Source organism: Herbaspirillum huttiense, assembly GCF_004367745.1.
GTDB classification, from domain to species: domain Bacteria; phylum Pseudomonadota; class Gammaproteobacteria; order Burkholderiales; family Burkholderiaceae_D; genus Herbaspirillum; species Herbaspirillum huttiense.
The window spans coordinates 1,541,957-1,559,507 of sequence record NZ_CP037993.1; the positions used below are offsets into that span (position 1 = coordinate 1,541,957).

Annotated in this window: 15 protein-coding genes; 10 read left to right on the forward strand and 5 right to left on the reverse strand. The window is 62.7% G+C overall.

Annotation, left to right across the window (positions count from 1 at the left end; translation table 11 throughout):
• The first annotated feature begins 151 nt into the window (after nucleotides 1-151).
• Nucleotides 152-1,591, forward strand: a complete 1,440-nt coding sequence (locus E2K99_RS06870) for an MFS transporter (RefSeq protein ID WP_134221766.1) — start codon at nucleotides 152-154, stop codon at nucleotides 1,589-1,591.
• A gap of 114 nt (nucleotides 1,592-1,705) precedes the next feature.
• Here E2K99_RS06870 and E2K99_RS06880 read toward each other — a convergent pair whose 3' ends face one another.
• Complete coding sequence (locus E2K99_RS06880; RefSeq protein WP_034338619.1) at nucleotides 1,706-2,296, reverse strand: IMPACT family protein; 591 nt, start codon at nucleotides 2,294-2,296, stop codon at nucleotides 1,706-1,708.
• 13 nt (nucleotides 2,297-2,309) lie between these two features.
• A complete protein-coding gene (locus tag E2K99_RS06885; protein WP_134221767.1) occupies nucleotides 2,310-3,203 on the reverse strand; it encodes a ParB N-terminal domain-containing protein in 894 nt (297 codons plus the stop codon).
• Nucleotides 3,204-3,350: 147 nt separating this feature from the next.
• Between E2K99_RS06885 and E2K99_RS06890 the strand changes: the two genes are divergently transcribed.
• Nucleotides 3,351-4,325: a patatin-like phospholipase family protein gene (locus E2K99_RS06890; RefSeq protein ID WP_134221768.1), complete on the forward strand. Its 975-nt coding sequence runs from the start codon at nucleotides 3,351-3,353 to the stop codon at nucleotides 4,323-4,325.
• 91 nt (nucleotides 4,326-4,416) lie between these two features.
• Here E2K99_RS06890 and E2K99_RS06895 read toward each other — a convergent pair whose 3' ends face one another.
• On the reverse strand, nucleotides 4,417-5,019 hold the full coding sequence (locus E2K99_RS06895; protein ID WP_039788715.1) for a C40 family peptidase: 603 nt from the start codon (nucleotides 5,017-5,019) through the stop codon (nucleotides 4,417-4,419).
• Between the two features lie 351 nt (nucleotides 5,020-5,370).
• On the opposite strand from E2K99_RS06895, the gene E2K99_RS06900 reads away from it, so the two are divergent.
• From E2K99_RS06900 to greA, 4 genes are all read left to right on the forward strand, one after another.
• Entirely contained in the window at nucleotides 5,371-5,778 is a 408-nt protein-coding gene (locus E2K99_RS06900) for a GlcG/HbpS family heme-binding protein (protein WP_034338629.1), read from the forward strand.
• Between the two features lie 311 nt (nucleotides 5,779-6,089).
• Nucleotides 6,090-7,253 carry a glutamine-hydrolyzing carbamoyl-phosphate synthase small subunit gene (carA, locus tag E2K99_RS06905; RefSeq protein ID WP_008326829.1) on the forward strand — a complete coding sequence of 388 codons (1,164 nt, stop codon included), beginning with the start codon at nucleotides 6,090-6,092 and terminating at the stop codon, nucleotides 7,251-7,253.
• Nucleotides 7,246-10,479, forward strand: a complete 3,234-nt coding sequence (gene carB, locus E2K99_RS06910; RefSeq protein WP_039788708.1) for a carbamoyl-phosphate synthase large subunit — start codon at nucleotides 7,246-7,248, stop codon at nucleotides 10,477-10,479. Before carA ends, carB begins: the two co-directional genes overlap by 8 nt.
• 407 nt (nucleotides 10,480-10,886) lie before the next feature.
• Nucleotides 10,887-11,363 carry a transcription elongation factor GreA gene (greA, locus tag E2K99_RS06915; protein ID WP_013233401.1) on the forward strand — a complete coding sequence of 159 codons (477 nt, stop codon included), beginning with the start codon at nucleotides 10,887-10,889 and terminating at the stop codon, nucleotides 11,361-11,363.
• A 154-nt stretch (nucleotides 11,364-11,517) separates the two neighbouring features.
• Here the strand turns inward: greA and yhbY are convergent, their stop codons facing one another.
• Complete coding sequence (gene yhbY, locus E2K99_RS06920) at nucleotides 11,518-11,976, reverse strand: ribosome assembly RNA-binding protein YhbY (RefSeq protein ID WP_034340366.1); 459 nt, start codon at nucleotides 11,974-11,976, stop codon at nucleotides 11,518-11,520.
• Between the two features lie 76 nt (nucleotides 11,977-12,052).
• On the opposite strand from yhbY, the gene E2K99_RS06925 reads away from it, so the two are divergent.
• Nucleotides 12,053-12,700, forward strand: coding sequence for an RlmE family RNA methyltransferase (locus E2K99_RS06925; protein ID WP_034340369.1), 648 nt, complete (start codon nucleotides 12,053-12,055; stop codon nucleotides 12,698-12,700).
• Between the two features lie 5 nt (nucleotides 12,701-12,705).
• Here the strand turns inward: E2K99_RS06925 and E2K99_RS25450 are convergent, their stop codons facing one another.
• Nucleotides 12,706-13,110: a hypothetical protein gene (locus tag E2K99_RS25450; RefSeq protein ID WP_166675012.1), complete on the reverse strand. Its 405-nt coding sequence runs from the start codon at nucleotides 13,108-13,110 to the stop codon at nucleotides 12,706-12,708.
• Between E2K99_RS25450 and ftsH the strand changes: the two genes are divergently transcribed.
• From ftsH to glmM, 3 genes are all read left to right on the forward strand, one after another.
• Nucleotides 13,070-14,959: an ATP-dependent zinc metalloprotease FtsH gene (ftsH, locus tag E2K99_RS06930; protein WP_034340372.1), complete on the forward strand. Its 1,890-nt coding sequence runs from the start codon at nucleotides 13,070-13,072 to the stop codon at nucleotides 14,957-14,959. The two genes, E2K99_RS25450 and ftsH, sit on opposite strands and share 41 nt — an antisense overlap.
• Before the next feature lie 258 nt (nucleotides 14,960-15,217).
• Entirely contained in the window at nucleotides 15,218-16,066 is an 849-nt protein-coding gene (gene folP, locus E2K99_RS06935) for a dihydropteroate synthase (protein ID WP_134221769.1), read from the forward strand.
• A 140-nt stretch (nucleotides 16,067-16,206) separates the two neighbouring features.
• Nucleotides 16,207-17,541: a phosphoglucosamine mutase gene (gene glmM, locus E2K99_RS06940; protein WP_134221770.1), complete on the forward strand. Its 1,335-nt coding sequence runs from the start codon at nucleotides 16,207-16,209 to the stop codon at nucleotides 17,539-17,541.
• Nucleotides 17,542-17,551: the final 10 nt, after the last annotated feature.

The window sequence follows — 17,551 nt, forward strand, 5'->3', positions numbered from 1 at the left end:
CCAAGTGTTTACTTGTTTAATTAAAAAATTGCTCTTACCATTTGGGGTAATTAAGCAAGAATTGGCTTGCATAATATCCCGGTGTCCCGTCCTTGTCGATGCGGTCCCGGGCCACGCATCGTGTCCGCTGCATTGAGAAAGGCCTGTTGCCATGACCCGTTCTTCCACCTCATCCCTTTCCCCAGGCGCCGCAACCGCTGCGGCCGGCTGGGGTGAACTGCTGGGTCCGCACCGCTGGCGCGCCGTCGCGCTGACCGGTGGGGTCGCCCTGTATGCGATCAACGTGCACATTGTCACTACCATCCTGCCCTCCGTGGTGCGGGATATTGGCGGCCTGGTGTATTACGCCTGGAACGTGACGCTCTTCGTGGCCGCCTCCATCGCCGGTTCCGCCTTGACCGGCAAGCTCATGGGGGCGATGGGGGCGCGCGCCGCCTACCTGATGGCGCTGGCGCTGTTCGGCAGCGGCGCCTTGCTGTGCGGCAGCGCAGGCAGCATGGGATGGATGCTGGCGGGCCGGGCGGTGCAGGGCATCGGCGGCGGTCTGCTGGCGGCGCTGGCGTATGCCCTGATCCCGCTGGTGTTCGAGCCGCGCATGTGGCCGCGTGCCATCGCGCTGGTGTCCGGCATGTGGGGTGTCTCGACCTTGCTGGGGCCCGCCGTCGGTGGCCTGTTTGCCGCCAGCGGCCATTGGCGCGTGGCGTTCTTTGCCTTGTTGCCCTTGCTTGCCGCACAGGCCTGGCTGGTGTGGCGGCAATTGGGGCCGGCGACGGTGCGCAGCGCGAGCGGCCCGGCGCAGGCCGTGCCGCTGGGACGCATCGCCTTGCTGGCGTCATCGGTAGTGCTGGTAGCGCTGGCCGCACAGGCCGACGATGACTGGCTGGCCTCGGCCTGCGTGCTGGCGGGAGTGTTGCTGGCTGTGTGGATGGCGCGCATCGACCTGGGCCATCGCGCGAACCTGTTGCCGCACGCGGCTTATCGGCCGCGCACGGTGATGGGCGGGGTGATGGCTTGCATTGCCTTGCTGGTCATGGGCAGTTGCGTGGAAATCTTCCTGCCGTATTTCCTGCAGGGCTTGCATGGCTACGACCCGCTGGGCGCCGGCTATGCGACGGCGGCCATGGCAGCGGGCTGGAGCCTGGGTTCGCTGGGCGGTTCGGGTCTGAGCGAACGGGCGGCCTTGCGCATGATCCGGCTCGGTCCCTGCATGATGACGCTGGGCATGGCGCTGCTGGCGTTCTTGATGCCGGCGCAATGGCTGCCCGCAGGCGCGCTGGCCGATGGCCTGATCGTGCTGGCGCTGGGGGTGACGGGCCTGGGCATCGGCATGGGCTGGCCGCATCTGGTGGCCCGTGCGCTGCATGCGGCGCAGCCCGGCGAAGAGAACCTGACCTCGTCGGCCATCACGACGGTGCAATTGTTTGCCATGGCGCTGGGGGCGGCACTGGCGGGACTGGTGGCCAATCAGGCCGGGCTGGGAGCGGGCGGGGCAGAGGCCACTGCGCGCGCAGCCTGGGTATTGCTGGCGCTGTTCACGCTGGCACCGGCACTGGCGATCTTCGTGGCGCGCAGTGTGGCGCGGGACCGGTGAGGGTGGCATGAATGCTTCAACACCGTTGACGGAAATCGACTACCACCTGCTCGTGGCGGAATTCGACATGCTGTGGTCGCGTCCGCCCGAGGCGGCCCGGCGGGCGCGGATGGATCAGATGATGCGCTTGATCTCGGCGTTCGAAGAGAGCCGGCGAATGGCCTCCTCGGCCTGCGACAGCGCCGCTTCGGGCAAGCGCAGGTGAAGATGGGCCAGGGTGTCGTGGCGGCTGTCCAGCAATTCGTATTTCTGCTGGGCCAGCCAGTGGCGCAGCTGCGGCTCGGCGGAATAGACCACGCCGATCTCGATCTCGGCTTGGGCCACGCGTTCGGTGCGCTCGGTGCTCTTGAGCGCAGTCGCAATCGCCTCGGTATAGGCGCGCACCAGACCGCCTGCGCCGAGTTTGACGCCACCGTAGTAACGCACCACCATGGCCAGCACGCCATCGAGCTCGTGGTGGCGCAGCACTTCCAGCATCGGGCGTCCCGCCGTTCCTGACGGTTCGCCATCGTCGGACATGCCGGACTGGCCCCCGGCCATCAATGCCCAGCAGACATGGGTGGCGCTGCGATGGGCATCACGCATTCGGGCGATTTCCTGCATGGCGGCTTCGCGGCCGGGCACCGGCGTGACGATGCCGATGAAGCGGCTCTTGCGGATTTCCAGTTCGATCTCGGCGCGCCGGGCGATGGTGAAGGTGGCCATGAAAGAGGGCGCTTCAGTCCTGCTGCGGAGCGGCGCCCTTGAGCAGGGCCAGTTCGGCGCGCAGGCCCTGGTTCTCTTCCGACAGGCGGCTCACGCGCGACTGCAGGGCAGCGATTTCGCGGCGCAGGGTGGCAGTGAGTTCGTTTTCCTGGCCCTCCACCAGCGGGATGGCGTTTTCCGTGATCGCCTCATCGGGCTTGGGTGTGCGCGGGGTGCGGGTGGCGGCTTTCTGTTCGCGCACCTTCTTGGCGGCTTCGCGCAATTCCTTTTTGCCCCCGGCCACAGCGCTGACCTGCGCCTCGCTGGGCAGGGTCGCCACGGCGGCGGCGGCATTGATGGAGATGGCACCATTGCGCACTGCTTCCACCAGCTCGGGCGCGGCCGTCTTGCGGATGCGGTCGATCTGGCCGATGGTGGCGCTGCTGATGCCGGCGGCGCGGGCGATGTCTTCGCGGGTCTTGATGCGGCCGGTGTTGTCGTCGGCGTGCCAGGGATCGTCACTGGCCGCAGGCGCATCGCTGGCAGCTGCGCCTTCGTTCTCTTCAGTGCTGGTGTTTTTCGCTGGCGTGGCCTCGGCCTTGGTGCGGGCGGCGATGATGTCGCGCTTGCGCAGGGCCAGCATGCCGCGCTGGAAGTCCGAGACGCTGCGGCGGCCGAGCTGGTTGTCGATCATCCAGAGCAGCACATCGTCCAGCGAGCCGAAGCTGTCGTTCTGGATCGTCTTGAAAGGCAGGTCGTACTTGCTGCAGATTTCGTAACGGTTGTGACCATCGATGAGCACATCGCCCCACAGCACCAGCGCGTCGCGGCAGCCCTCGGCCAGCAGGCTGCGTTCCAGCGCCGCGTACTCGTTGGGGGTGAGGGGATCGATGTACTGCTTCAGTTCTTCGTTGATGACGATATTCATGTGCCTATGCTGCCTGTGATGCCTGGATGTGCCGGGCCGGATCGAAAAGCCAGGGGCCGCATTCTACACCACCGCCTCCCGTGCTCTCCGGACGGGCAGGGCGCTTGCAGTACAATGTCGGGCTTCGTCACTGCTTTCCCTCGCGTCATGCGCCTCTCCTCTCGCTTGATGGCTGCGGCCATCGCTTCGGTATTTCTTCTCTCTGCCTGCGGTACCTCGTCGCTCTTGCCGGGCGGTGCTGGCAACAAGCCCGTGGAGGCCAGCGGATCCACGCCGGCCGGCACGGCGGTTGCGCCCAGCGCCACGGCGGCACCGACGCCACGCCGCATCAAGATCGGCCTTGCATTGGGCGGCGGCGCAGCGCGCGGCTTTGCCCACATCGGCGTGATCAAGGCACTGGAAGCCCAGGGCATCACCGTCGATGTGGTGGCCGGCACCAGTGCCGGCAGCCTGGTCGGGGCGCTCTATGCGGCGGGCAATGATGGCTTCGCCCTGCAGAAGCTGGCGCTGGCCATGGATGAGGCGGCCATCTCGGACTGGTCGGTGCCGCTGTTCTCCAAGGTCAGCGGCGTGCTCAAGGGCGAGGGCGTGCAGAACTACGTCAACAAGGCCGTGCACAACGTCCCCATCGAGAAATTCAAGATCCCCTTCGGCGCGGTCGCCACCGACCTGCGCACCGGCCAGCCCATCCTGTTCCAGCGCGGCAATGCCGGCACTGCGGTGCGGGCTTCGTCAGCGGTGCCGGGGGTGTTCCAGTCGGTCAGGATCGGCGACCACACCTATGTGGATGGCGGGCTGGTGTCGCCGGTGCCGGTGCGCTTTGCGCGGCAGATGGGGGCGGACTTCGTGATCGCGGTCAATATCTCGGCCAATCCGGAGGCGCAGGCGGCCTCCAGCAGCTCCATCGACGTGCTGCTGCAGACCTTCGCCATCATGGGCCAGACCATCAACCAGTATGAACTCAAGAACGCCGACATCGTGCTGCAGCCGGGCTTGGGTTCGATGAAGGGCAGCGACTTCGCCAGCCGCAACGTGGCTATCCTGGCTGGGGAGCAGGCCGCCACCGCTGCCATGCCGGAAATCAAGCGCAAACTCAAGCTCATGGCGACTGGCGGGAATTGACGGCTTGGCCGTTTTTGGCCGTACTATGAACGAAAAAAAAGGCCGCTGTTTCCAGCGGCCTTTTGCCATGCGGTCTGCACCGCGATGGTGATCATTTCTGCTCTTCTTCACCTGCGATGATGCGGCGTGCACCATTGAAGCGCTTCTTCCAGTAGGACTCGTCCATGCTCTCGATGCGCACCTGGCCGCCGGCCGAAGGGGAGTGGATGAACTTGCCGTCGCCCAGGTAGATGCCGACGTGCGAGAACCCGCGGCGCAAGGTGTTGTAGAACACCAGGTCGCCGGGCTGCAGGTTGTCGCTGCCGATCTTCTCGCCCACGCGGCTGATTTCCAGCGAGGTGCGCGGCAGGTCGGTGCCCCATGCTTCCTTGAAGACGTAACGCACCAGTCCGCTGCAATCCAGGCCGGTATCGGGCGAATTGCCGCCGTAGCGGTAATTGATGCCCAGCATGGCCAGGGCCTGGGTCGCCAGTTCGGAGGCGCGGTTGGTGATGTCTTGCAGGCGGGCGATCGCAAGATTGGTCTTGCTGATCAGCAGCTGGGCTTGCGGGGAGGTGGCTTGGGGAGGGGGAAGATCCTGCGCTGCCAGGGAAAGGTCAGCGGAATAGGCCGATGCACTGATCCAAAGGCCGGCTGCGAGCGCGCACGCACGAGCGGTTTGTCGTCGGATTCGGTCAGATCGGCGTAGGGTCATCGGGATCCTCTCAAAATAGGATTGCGGGACTGTAAGGTAAATCTTACGGCTTGTCAAAAGCTGGATTCGTGCCAGCTTGTCAAAATGAAATCATTTATGGGGCAAAAGCGGGGTATTTGGCGGCTTCTCCCAGTCAGTGTTTTTCCTACGCGGGGTAGGAAAATATTTCGGCTAAATGATTTACGTTTTTGCAGAAAGTTTCCTTGATGCATGAGAAAAGCGATCGAGAGGGCCGCGTTGATGCAAAAAACTTCATCTATTGGTGAAAGATGAGTTGGCCGGGCGGGATGTCAAAAAAGACTTTCTGGCCGTACAATCAGCGTTCAATTTTTTCTGCCTATCGGAGCCACCATGCAAACCAAACCGTTCCTGTCGCTGGACGACGTCAAGAAGATCGCTGCCGGCGCTGAAGCCGAAGCCCGTGCCAACAACTGGAACGTGGCCATCTCGGTGGTCGATGACGGTGGCCACCTGCTGTGGCTGCAGCGCATGGACGGCGCTGCCCCGATCTCCTCGCAGATCGCCCCGGCCAAGGCGCGCACCGCTGCCCTGGGCCGCCGCGAAAGCAAGATCTATGAAGACATGATCAACAACGGCCGTGTCTCCTTCCTGAGCGCCCCCGGCCTGGACGGCCTGCTCGAAGGCGGCGTGCCGGTGGTGGTTGAAGGCCATTACGTCGGTGCCGTCGGCGTCTCCGGTGTGAAGTCGTCGGAAGACGTGCAGATCGCCAAGGCCGGTATCGCTGCCCTGGGCCTGTAATTTCCCTTCGGCGCCGGCGGCCTTGCCGGCCGGCGTTCCCGCCTTGCTTGCACGCTGTTTCGGTGCAATTTCGGTGCAATTTACGCCAACTTTCGGCAATCTACGATTTGCCGGAGGGAGGCTTTTGCGCTATAATCGAGCGGTTTAGCCAATTTTATCCGCCGTAGCGCATACCCATTCCTCTTCCTCGTTCCCAACAGGCCCAGCCACGCTTCCGTACCGAATGAGTCGGGGTGTTCGCGCCGGTCAGTTTGGCGCGCAAAGGTCTACCGGTCATCCAGCCGCGGCGGTAACAATCTCAGGAGTTACCCTTGCTGCCTCTTCTTTCCGGTCCCGCGATTCCGGCCGTCCTCGCGCTCGCAGACGGGTCTGTCTTCCAAGGTTTTTCCATCGGCGCCGCAGGCAACACCACCGGTGAGGTCGTGTTCAATACCGCGATGACCGGCTACCAGGAAATCCTGACCGACCCCAGCTACAGCCGCCAGATCGTCACCCTCACTTATCCGCACATCGGCAACACGGGCGTGAACCGTGAAGACGTCGAAGCTTCGCAGATCCACGCCGCCGGCCTCATCATCAAGGACCTGCCGCGCCTGCTGTCGAACTTCCGCAGCCAGCAATCGCTGTCGGATTACCTCAAAGAAGGCAACATCGTCTCCATCGCCGGCATCGATACCCGCAAGCTGACCCGCATCCTGCGCGAGAAGGGTGCCCAGAACGGCGCCATCGTCGCCGGTGAAGCCGACATCGCTGCGGCGACCGCCAAGGCACTGGAACTGGCGCGCGCCTTCCCGGGCCTGGCCGGCATGGACCTGGCCAAGGTGGTTTCCACCCGGAAGGCCTACAACTGGACCGAGACCGAATGGCGCCTGGGCCGCGGCTATGGCCAGCAGATCACCCCGAAATTCCACGTGGTCGCCTTCGACTACGGCGTCAAGTACAACATCCTGCGCATGCTGGCCGAGCGCGGCTGCAAGGTCACCGTGCTGCCGGCACAAGCCACTGCTGCAGAAGCGCTGGCCCTGAACCCGGACGGCATCTTCCTCTCCAACGGTCCTGGCGATCCGGAACCCTGTGATTACGCCATCGCCGCCTCCAAGGAACTGATCGAGCGCGGCATCCCGACCTTCGGCATCTGCCTGGGTCACCAGATCATGGCCCTGGCCTCCGGTGCCAAGACCCTCAAGATGAAGTTCGGCCACCACGGCGCCAACCACCCGGTGCAGGACCTGGACAGCAAGCAGGTGATGATCACCTCGCAGAACCACGGTTTCGCCGTGGACCAGGCGACCCTGCCTGCCAACTGCCGCGTGACCCACGTGTCGCTCTTCGATGGCTCGCTGCAAGGCTTCGAGCGCACCGACAAACCTGCTTTCTGCTTCCAGGGCCACCCCGAAGCATCCCCTGGACCGCATGACATCGCTCCCCTGTTCGACAAGTTCGTGGCGATGATGGAGAAGAAACAAAATGCCTAAGCGTACTGACATCAAAAGCATCCTGATCATTGGCGCTGGCCCGATCATCATCGGCCAGGCCTGCGAATTCGACTATTCCGGCGCCCAGGCCTGCAAGGCCCTGCGTGAAGAAGGTTTCAAGGTCATCCTGGTCAACAGCAATCCGGCCACCATCATGACCGACCCGGAAATGGCCGATGCCACCTACATCGAGCCGATCACCTGGCAAGCGGTGGAACGCATCATCGCCAAGGAAAAGCCGGACGCCATCCTGCCGACCATGGGCGGCCAGACCGCGCTGAACTGCGCGCTGGACCTGCACCGTAACGGCGTGCTGGACAAGTACAAGGTCGAACTGATCGGCGCCACTCCGGAAGCCATCGACAAGGCTGAAGACCGCTCCAAGTTCAAGCAGGCCATGACCAAGATCGGCCTGGGTTCGGCCCGTTCGGGCGTGTCGCACACGATGGAAGAATCGTGGGCAGTGCAGAAGACCATCGGCTTCCCGGTCATCATCCGTCCGTCCTTCACCATGGGCGGCACCGGCGGCGGTATCGCCTACAACGCCGAAGAATTCGAAACCATCTGCAAGCGCGGCCTGGAAGCTTCGCCGACCTCCGAACTGCTGATCGAAGAATCGCTGATCGGCTGGAAGGAATACGAAATGGAAGTGGTCCGCGACAAGGCGGACAACTGCATCATCGTCTGCTCCATCGAAAACCTGGACCCGATGGGCGTGCACACCGGTGACTCCATCACCGTCGCCCCGGCCCAGACGCTGACCGACAAGGAATACCAGATCATGCGTAACGCCTCGCTGGCGGTGCTGCGTGAAATCGGTGTGGATACCGGCGGCTCCAACGTGCAGTTCTCGGTCAACCCGGCCGATGGCCGCATGATCGTCATCGAAATGAACCCGCGCGTCTCGCGTTCCTCGGCACTGGCCTCCAAGGCGACCGGCTTCCCGATCGCCAAGATCGCCGCCAAGCTGGCCGTGGGCTTCACCCTCGACGAACTGCGCAACGAGATCACCGGCGGTGCGACCCCGGCGTCCTTCGAGCCGTCCATCGACTACGTCGTGACCAAGATCCCGCGCTTCACCTTCGAGAAATTCCCGCAGGCCGACAAGCACCTGACCACCCAGATGAAGTCCGTCGGTGAAGTCATGGCCATCGGCCGTACCTTCCAGGAATCCTTCCAGAAGGCCCTGCGCGGCCTGGAAGTGGGCGTGGACGGCATGAACGAAAAGACCACCGACCGCGAACTGATCGAGAAGGAACTGGGCGAACCCGGTCCGGACCGCATCTGGTACGTGGGCGACGCCTTCGCCCAAGGCTTCTCGCTGGAAGAAGTGCACGGCCTGACCCACATCGACCCGTGGTTCCTGTCGCAGATCAAGGAGATCGTCGACATCGAACTGTGGCTGGAAAAGGATGTGGCGCTGGAGTCGCTGGACAAGGCGACCCTGTTCCAGCTGAAGCAGAAGGGCTTCTCGGATCGCCGCCTGGCCAAGCTGCTGAAGACCACCGACACCGCCGTGCGCGAACAGCGCAAGAAGCTGGGTGTGCGTCCGGTCTTCAAGCGCGTCGATACCTGTGCGGGCGAGTTCTCGACCGATACCGCCTACATGTATTCGACCTATGACGAAGAGTGCGAATCCAACCCGACCGACAAGAAGAAGATCATGGTGCTGGGCGGTGGCCCGAACCGTATCGGCCAGGGTATCGAATTCGACTATTGCTGCGTGCATGCCGCGCTGGCCATGCGTGACGATGGTTACGAAACCATCATGGTCAACTGCAACCCGGAAACCGTCTCGACCGACTACGACACCTCCGACCGCCTGTACTTCGAGCCGGTGACGCTGGAAGACGTGCTGGAAATCGTCGACAAGGAAAAGCCGGTCGGCGTGATCGTCCAGTACGGCGGCCAGACCCCGCTGAAGCTGGCGCTGGACCTGGAAGCCAATGGCGTGCCCATCGTCGGCACCTCGCCTGACATGATCGACGCCGCCGAAGACCGCGAGCGTTTCCAGAAGCTGCTGCAGGACCTGGGCCTGCGCCAGCCGCCCAACCGTACCGCCCGTACCGAAGCCGACGCGCTGCAACTGGCGCAGGAAATCGGCTATCCGCTGGTGGTCCGCCCGTCCTACGTGCTGGGTGGCCGCGCCATGGAAATCGTCCACGAGCAGCGTGACCTGGAGCGCTACATGCGTGAAGCCGTCAAGGTTTCGCATGACTCTCCGGTGCTGCTGGACCGCTTCCTGAACGATGCGATCGAAGTGGATGTGGACTGCCTCTCCGACGGTGAGCGTACCTTCATCGGCGGCGTGATGGAACACATCGAACAGGCTGGCGTGCACTCGGGCGACTCGGCTTGCTCGCTGCCGCCGTATTCGCTGTCCAAGGAAACGATTGAAGAACTGAAGCGCCAGACCGCACTGATGGCCAAGGGCCTGAACGTGGTCGGCCTGATGAACGTGCAGTTCGCCATCCAGCAGAGTGAAGTTGATGGCAAGACCGTCGATACCGTCTTCGTGCTGGAAGTGAACCCGCGTGCATCGCGTACCGTGCCCTTCGTCTCCAAGGCGACCGGCCTGCAGCTGGCCAAGATCGCCGCGCGTTGCATGGTCGGCCAGTCGCTGGACAGCCAGGGCATCAAGAACGAAGTGGTGCCGCCTTACTACAGCGTCAAGGAAGCCGTGTTCCCGTTCGTCAAGTTCCCGGGCGTGGATACCATCCTCGGCCCTGAGATGAAGTCCACCGGTGAAGTCATGGGCGTGGGCAAGACCTTCGGCGAAGCCTTCGTGAAGTCGCAGATGGGTGCCGGCGTGAAGCTGCCGAAGTCCGGCAAGGTGTTCCTGTCGGTGAAGAACAGCGACAAGCCGCGTGCCGTGCAAGTGGCGCGCGACCTGGTTGGGCTGGGCTTCTCGATTGTCGCCACCAAGGGCACGGCGGCTGCCATCAGCGCAGCTGGCATCCCCGTGGCCACCGTCAACAAGGTGGTGGAAGGTCGTCCGCACGTCGTGGACATGGTCAAGAACAACGAGATCGCCCTCGTGGTGAACACCGTTGAAGAAAAGCGCAACGCCATTGCCGATTCCGGAGCGATCCGTACCTCGGCCCTGGCCGCCCGCGTGACCACCTTCACCACCATCGCCGGTGCCGAAGCGGCAGTGGAAGGCATGCGCCATCTGGACGCGCTGGACGTCTACGATTTACAAGGCCTGCATAAAGCTATACACTAAACCCACAACACGTTACTTTTGCCGGCGTTAGTTTGATGGGCGCCGGCAGGCAAAGAGGGCATCTGAGCAATCGATGCCCTCTCTGACTTTTGGACGACACCCTGCGGCCACAACATGTTCAATGTTGCAGGGCAGATCCGTCCGGGGACGCTAAGGACATGACGCCATCGGGCCACATTCATTTGGGCTTGCGCGTGGCGTCATGTCCTTAGCGGCTCTGAGTCAGAGCGCGTGTTGTTGAAGAGCTGACGGAATCCTGCAGCAACGGTCCGTTCACCAGCCAGACTGTTCCCGTAAAGACAAGGCTTGTCCGCCAGGTTGGCGGCGCGGCTCTCTTTTTGCGTGTTCAGCGGCCGGCGGACCTTGGATGCGTCTTCCGTGTAACCCTAACCTTGAGCAAGAGACTTATGAGCACAGTTCCCCTTACCAAGCGTGGCGCCGAACTTCTGAAGGAAGAATTGCACCGTTTGAAAACCAAAGACCGTCCGGAAGTCATCAATGCAATCGCCGAAGCGCGCGCGCAGGGCGACTTGTCCGAAAACGCCGAATACGAGTCCGCCAAGGAGCGCCAGGCCTTCATCGAAGGCCGTATCGCCGACCTGGAAGGCAAGCTGGGCGCGGCCCAGATCGTCGACCCGGCCGAACTGAACGCCGAAGGCCGCGTGGTCTTCGCCTCCACCGTGGACCTGGAAAACCTGGACAGCGGCGAGAAGGTGACCTACCAGATCGTGGGCCTGGACGAAGCCGACATCAAGGAATCGAAGGTCTCGGTGACCTCGCCCATCGCCCGTGCCCTGATCGGCAAGAGCGCCGGTGACGTGGTGGCCGTGGAAGCCCCCTCGGGCCTGAAGGAATACGAAATCCTGGAAGTGCGCTACGTCTGATGTAGTCCGCCGCATCCGTCTCGCTCAAGCCTGGCGGATGCGGCAATGATCCTGCCGCAATACCGACGCCGGAAATGAAAATGCCCGCATCAGCGGGCATTCTGTTTTGTGGGCCGCAGCAAGCTGCAGCCCGGTGCGACGGGCGATCGAAGGATCAGCCGAGCGACTTCTTGGTGCTGCGCTGGCGCGGCTTGGCCTTCTTGACCAGGCCACCGGCGGTGATGCGTTCATTGCCCTTGAGCATGACCTTGCTCACCGAAGGGCGCTTGGTGGCGTGCGACTTGACGATGGTCACTTCGCGCAGGCCGCCCTTGGCACCGGCAGCGGCTTTCTTGCCTTCGTCCTTTTGCGGGCGATACAGCACCAGCAGCTTGCCGATGTGTTGGACCGGCGCCGCCTTGAGTTCAGCGCAGATGGTTTCGTAGATCGCGATGCGAGCTTCGCGGTCGTCGCCGAAGACGCGGACCTTGATGAGGCCGTGGGCGTTCAGGCTCTTGTCGATTTCCTTCATGACGGATTCGGTCAGGCCACTTTCGCCTACCATCACGACGGGGTTCAAGCCATGGGCCTGGGCGCGCAGTTCGCTGCGCTCGGCGGGAGTCAGATTCAACATGGGAGTGCGGGTTCGGGACGAGGTCTCGGCGAAGCCAAGTTGTCCCTCAATGAGATAAAACCAGTATTCTACGCGAATGGCAAAGAACAAACTGAACAAAAACTGGTTACACGACCATATCAACGACCCTTATGTGAAGTTGGCGCAGAAGGAAGGCTATCGTGCGCGTGCGGCCTACAAGCTCAAGGAAATCGATGAGGAAGAGCGCCTCATCAAGCCCGGGCAGGTGATCGTCGACCTCGGCTGCACTCCCGGCAGCTGGTGCCAGTACGTGCGCAACAAGCTGGCCGGGGCTGAAGGCGGGGGCATCCACGGCACCATCATCGGACTGGACATCCTGCCGATGGATCCGATTGCGGATGTGCACTACATTCAGGGTGACTTCCGCGAAGACGAACCAGTACGCCAGCTGGAAGCCTTGCTGCAGGGCCGCAAGGCCGACCTCGTGCTGTCGGACATGGCGCCCAATCTGTCGGGCGTGGCCATTGCCGATGCCGCGCGGGTGGAATACCTGATCGACCTGGCCATCGATTTTGCCCAGCTGCACATGAAACCTGGCGGCGCTTTGCTGGTCAAGTGTTTCAACGGGACCGGCTACAACGAACTGGTGCACAAATTCCGGGCCGAATTCAAGACGGTGATGTCGAAGAAGCCCAAGGCCAGCCGCGACAAGTCGTCCGAAATCTTTCTGCTAGGGAAAATCCTGAAAAATCCTCGCAGCTAATTCAGTTAAAGTTGATGCAAAACCGGTTCGTCGTCCGCAAACCAGCGCAAAATCTGCTGTGAACACGGCGATTTAGTGAATTTTCCTGCCTTGTTTTGCCCGATTTCAGCCTTATATCGATTTTTGTAAATCGTTAGTTTGTCTGAATCGCAGGCAAGAATGTCTTCCCCGCCAGTCTTCAAGCTGATGTCGGAATGGCAAAGAAATGCGCCAGCAGCCGGGCGTGACGCCTTTTTGTGCGTTGCGCGATGGCACAGTGGGGCAGGGCGAGGCTGGGCGGACGGTGGTTTTCCGTGTAAGGGTGGTTGAATCCGGGTAAAATCGGACGATACAAAGGCAACGTGGCGCGCAGGCGTCGGAGGAGTTCCAGTGAACAATATGTTTTCAAAGGCTGCCATCTGGGTAGTCATCGCGCTCGTGCTGTTTATGGTGTTCAAACAGTTCGACAGCCGCAGCATGGCGACCAATGCCAAGCCGATCGCGTATTCGGACTTCATCTCCGAGGTCAAGGCTGGACACATCAAGGATGCGACCATCGAGGATCGCAACATCATCGCCACCACTCAGGACGGCACCAAGGTCAAGACCGCGACCACCATTCTGGATCGCGGCCTGGTCGGTGACCTGCTCAACAATGGCGTGAAGTTCGACGTGCGCCAGCCGGAAGAGCAGTCCTTCCTGTCGCAAATCTTCATTTCCTGGTTCCCGATGCTGCTGTTGATTGGCGTCTGGATCTTCTTCATGCGCCAGATGCAAGGCGGCGGCAAGGGCGGCGCGTTCTCCTTCGGCAAGTCGAAGGCGCGCATGCTGGATGAGAACAGCAACTCGGTCACCTTCGCCGACGTCGCCGGTTGCGACGAAGCCAAGGAAGAAGTCCAGGAGCTGGTTGAATTCCTGCGTGACCCGACCAAGTTCCAGAAGCTGGGCGGCCGCATCCCCCACGGCGTGCTGATGGTCGGCCCCCCGGGTACCGGCAAGACCCTGCTGGCCCGCGCCATCGCCGGCGAAGCCAAGGTGCCGTTCTTCACCATCTCGGGTTCGGACTTCGTGGAAATGTTCGTCGGTGTCGGTGCCTCCCGGGTGCGCGACATGTTCGAGAACGCCAAGAAGCACGCTCCCTGCATCATCTTCATCGACGAAATCGACGCCGTCGGCCGCCATCGTGGTGCCGGCATGGGCGGCGGCAACGACGAACGCGAACAGACCCTGAACCAGATGCTGGTGGAGATGGACGGCTTTGAAGCCAACTCCGGCGTCATCGTGATCGCCGCCACCAACCGCGCCGACGTGCTGGACAAGGCGCTGCTGCGTCCGGGCCGCTTCGACCGCCAGGTGATGGTCGGCCTGCCCGACATCCGTGGCCGCGAACAGATCCTCTACGTCCACATGCGCAAGGTGCCCATCGCCCCTGACGTCAAGGCCGACATCCTGGCCCGTGGCACCCCCGGTTTCTCCGGTGCCGACCTGGCCAACCTGGTCAACGAAGCCGCGCTCTTCGCTGCGCGCCGCAACAAGCGCCTGGTGGAAATGCAGGACTTCGAAGATGCCAAGGACAAGATCGTCATGGGTCCGGAACGCAAGTCGGCCGTGATGCGCGAGGAAGAACGCCGCAACACCGCTTATCACGAGTCCGGCCACGCGGTTGTCGCCAAGCTGCTGCCCAAGGCCGATCCGGTCCACAAGGTCACCATCATGCCGCGTGGCTATGCCCTCGGCCTGACCTGGCAGCTGCCGGAACATGACCGCGTGAACATGTACAAGGACAAGATGCTGGAAGAGATCTCGATCCTCTTCGGTGGCCGTATCGCTGAAGAAATCTTCATGCACCAGATGTCCACCGGCGCCTCCAACGACTTCGAGCGCGCCACCAAGCTGGCCCGCGCCATGGTTACCCGCTATGGCATGTCCGTGACCCTGGGCACCATGGTGTATGAAGATTCGGAGCAGGATGCCTACTTCGGCCGCATGTCGTCCAAGACCGTCTCCGAAGCCACCCAGCAAAAAGTGGACGCTGAAATCCGCAGCATCCTGGACGAGCAATATGCCCTGGCCCGCCGCCTGCTGGAGGAGAACCGCGAGAAGGTCGACGTCATGGCCAAGGCCCTGCTGGAATGGGAAACCCTGGACGCTGATCAGGTCAACGACATCATGAATGGCGACGAACCGCGTCCGCCGCGCAATGGTGTCCCGGCCAAGAAGTCGCCCTCGGACAACAACCGTTCCGGCGACGTCTCGCCCAACGCCACCGCCCCGGCCTGAGGCGTGCAGCGCAAGGCGCAGGGCGTGAATGCCTGAAGCCGCAGACTCGATGAAGGTGAGGAGAAATCCTCACCTTTTTTATTTGGCGAATAAATTTGGCAGATGAAAAACCGTGCACCCGATGGCGCCCCTGCCGGACAAAAGTGTAAAGGCGGTCCATCGGCGGTGTATCATGCTGCCGCACAGCGATGGTGCGCGGCGCAGCATGCATAGGGCCGCCACCTCGGGCAATTCATCCGCATCACCCACCACAGCAAGATGACGCAAGCTTTCCTCAAATGCGGCAGGTTCCGCCTGCCGGTCCAGCCTGGCCGCCGGCCGCTGGTCATGGGCATCCTCAACGTGACGCCCGATTCCTTCTCCGATGGCGGTCGCCATCATTCGCTGGAACTGGCCCTGACCCATGCCGAACAGATGATTGCCGACGGCGTCGACATCATCGACATCGGTGGCGAGTCCACCCGTCCCGGCATTGCGCCGCTTTCCCTGCAGGAAGAGCTGGAGCGCGTCATGCCGGTGATCTACGCCCTGCGCGACTGCGGCAAGCCCCTGTCCCTGGATACCTACAAGCCGGCCGTCATGCGCGAAGCGCTGGTCGCCGAGGTGGACATGATCAACGATATCAACGGTTTCCGTGCCGAGGGGGCCATCGATGCGGTCAAGGACAGCGAAGCCGGCCTGTGCGTGATGCACATGCAAGGCCAGCCCCAGACCATGCAGCAAGAACCCCGATATGAAGATGTGGTCACCGAGGTCGAGCAATTCCTGCAGACCCAGGTCGGCCTGATGAAGGCGGCCGGTATCGGACGTGAACGGATTTGCATCGACCCCGGTTTTGGTTTTGGCAAGACTGTGGAGCATAATCTGGCTTTGCTCAGGAACACGCGCCGATTGATCGACACGCTGGATCTGCCACTGCTGGCCGGCATGTCGCGCAAGTCCATGATCGGTGCGGTCACCGGCAAGCCGCTGGAACGCCGCATGGCCGGCAGTATCGGTGCGGCGCTGGCGGCGGCGCAGCAGGGGGCGATGATCATCCGCGTGCACGATGTGGCCGAGACGGTCGACGCGCTGGCCATGTGGCAGGCAGGACGCGCCGACCTTTGATGCAGGCCGCGCTACGTGCGCGAACGTGATCGAAACTCAAGCACGACAACAGATTTCATGGGAAACAGGCCGGCGCGCTCGCCGGGCCTGCAAGACATCAATCAGCAGAAGCGTTAAGCATTAAGCGATAAGGGACCAACATGGCAGGAAAATACTTCGGCACCGATGGCGTGCGCGGTCGCGTGGGCGTGGCCCCGATCACACCGGATTTCGTCATGCGCCTGGGCTATGCGGCCGGCAAGGTCCTGGCCAAGTCCAAGGATGGCGTGGCCCGCCCCACGGTGCTGATCGGCAAGGACACCCGGATCTCCGGCTACATGCTGGAAGCCGCGCTGGAAGCCGGCTTCGCCGCTGCCGGCGTGGACGTCTGGCTGGCCGGCCCGCTGCCGACCCCGGCCGTGGCCTACCTGACCCGCGCCCAGCGTCTCTCGGCCGGTGTGGTGATCTCGGCCTCGCACAATCCCTATCACGACAACGGCATTAAGTTCTTCTCGGCCAAGGGCAACAAGCTGCCCGACCAGGTCGAGGCGGATATCGAAGCGGCGCTGGAGCAGCCCATGGAGTGCGTCCCCTCCGAGAAGCTGGGCAAGGCGCGCCGCCTGTCGGATGCGGCCGGCCGCTACATCGAATTCTGCAAGAGCACCTTCCCCAGTGCCATGGACCTGCGCGGCATGCGCCTGGTGGTGGACTGTGCCAACGGCGCGGCCTACAACATCGCGCCGCACGTATTCCATGAACTGGGCGCGGAAGTCATCACCATCGGCAACCAGCCCGATGGCCTGAACATCAACGAGGATTGCGGCGCCACCGCCCCCAAGTCGCTGGTGGCGTCGGTGCGCGAATACCGCGCCGACCTCGGCATTGCGCTCGATGGTGATGCCGACCGTCTCATCATGGTCGATGGCAGCGGCCGTATCTACAACGGTGATGAACTGCTTTACCTGATGGTCAAGGATCGCCTGGCCACCGGCCCGGTCGATGGCGCCGTCGGGACCCTCATGACCAACATGGCGCTGGAAGTGGCCTTCAAGAAGATGGGTGTGTCCTTTGCGCGAGCCAAGGTGGGCGACCGCTACGTGCTGGAAGTGCTGCAAGAAAAGGGCTGGCTGCTCGGTGGCGAAGGTTCCGGCCACCTGCTGGCGCTGGACAAGCACACCACCGGCGACGGCATCGTCTCGGCGCTGCAGGTGCTGTGTGCCTTGAAGCGCGCCGGCCAGACCCTGGCGCAGATGACCGGCGACATCACCCTGTATCCGCAATCGCTGATCAATGTGAAGATTCCTGCCGGCTACGACTGGAAGTCCAACAGCGCCCTGCAAGCCGAACAGGCTGCCGTGGAAGAAGAACTGGGCGAGCGCGGCCGCGTGCTGCTTCGTCCGTCCGGCACCGAGCCGCTGATCCGCGTGATGGTGGAGGCGCAGGAAGCCGAGCTGGCGCGCAGCATGGCCCAGCGTATCGCGGCCAAGGTGCTCTGAGTCAGTTGTT